Here is a 1,129-nt window from a genome sequence, read left to right as displayed (position 1 = left end):
AACTTATATTGCCTACACCTTTTGCTGTAGGGGATGTTAATGCTTATCTTTTAAAAGGAGATACGCTTTCATTAATTGATGCAGGTCCAAAAACACCCGAAGCTTATGCAGCACTTGAACGAGGGATAAAAGAAGCGGGCTATTCGTTCAATGATGTCGAGCAAGTTTTCTTGACGCACCATCACCCTGACCATGCAGGCTGGATTGACGCTTTTCCAAATKCAAAAGTATATGGGCATGTCTATAATGACCTTTGGTTGACTCGAGATCCAGCTTTTTTTGCCTATCATGATGAGTTTTATTTGGAACGTTTAATTGAAGAAGGTGTTCCAGAGAAATATCATGCATGGGTGGAGAAAATGAAACGTCCAGTTGCTTTCATGGGCAATCGTCCACTTGATGTGACAGTGGAGGAAGGCGATGCACTTCCTGGACATCCAGGTTGGACGGTCGTTGAAACGCTTGGTCATGCACAGAGTCATGTTTCTTTTTGGCATGCTGAGAGCAAAGAGATGATTGGTGGGGACCATATCTTAGAAAAAATCTCATCAAATCCTTTAATTGAGCCTCCACTTGATCCAAGTGCTAGACGTCCACGAGCAATGATTCAATACAACGAATCATTGAGAAAAGTCCTGACCATGCCAGTAGAGAAAATTTACAGTGGTCATGGCAATGAAGTATTCAATGTCCATGCATTGATTGCACATCGCTTAGAAAAACAACATGACCGTGCGATGAAAGTCCATGCGATGCTTGCTGAAGAACAACTTACCATTTTCGAAATCACACAAAAATTATTTCCATTTGTCTATGAGAAAGAACTGGGTCTGACACTTTCTGAAACCATCGGACAAATAGACTATTTGCTTGCTGAAGGACTTGCCATCGAGTCACACGACCAAAATGGGGTATTCACTTATGGGCAAGCCTAAAACGGTTTTGATTACAGGAGCGACAAGTGGCGTTGGGCTACAGGTTGCAAAAGATTTATGCCAACAAGGATACACTGTATATGCAACAGGTCGTTCTAAATCTGCTCTCGAAGATCTTAGATCTCACGGAATTCATGCAATTGAAGCTGACTTGCTGACAGATCAAGGTCTAGAAACTGTATTGAGTCAATGTC

General features: G+C 42.0%; 2 protein-coding genes. Both read left to right on the top strand.

Features of this window, described 5'->3' with window-relative positions; genetic code table 11:
- Positions 1 to 935, top strand: a 935-nt coding sequence (locus AC1DSB_RS19745; protein ID WP_477587476.1) for an MBL fold metallo-hydrolase, incomplete at its 5' end; no start/stop codon positions are given.
- Positions 922 to 1,129: SDR family NAD(P)-dependent oxidoreductase (locus AC1DSB_RS19740; protein WP_477587475.1), on the top strand; the 208-nt coding region annotated here is incomplete at its 3' end. The genes AC1DSB_RS19745 and AC1DSB_RS19740, both read left to right, overlap by 14 nt.

Source organism: Paenisporosarcina sp. P4_E4_2 (assembly GCF_056401595.1).
This window is presented reverse-complemented; position numbering and strand designations above follow the sequence as displayed.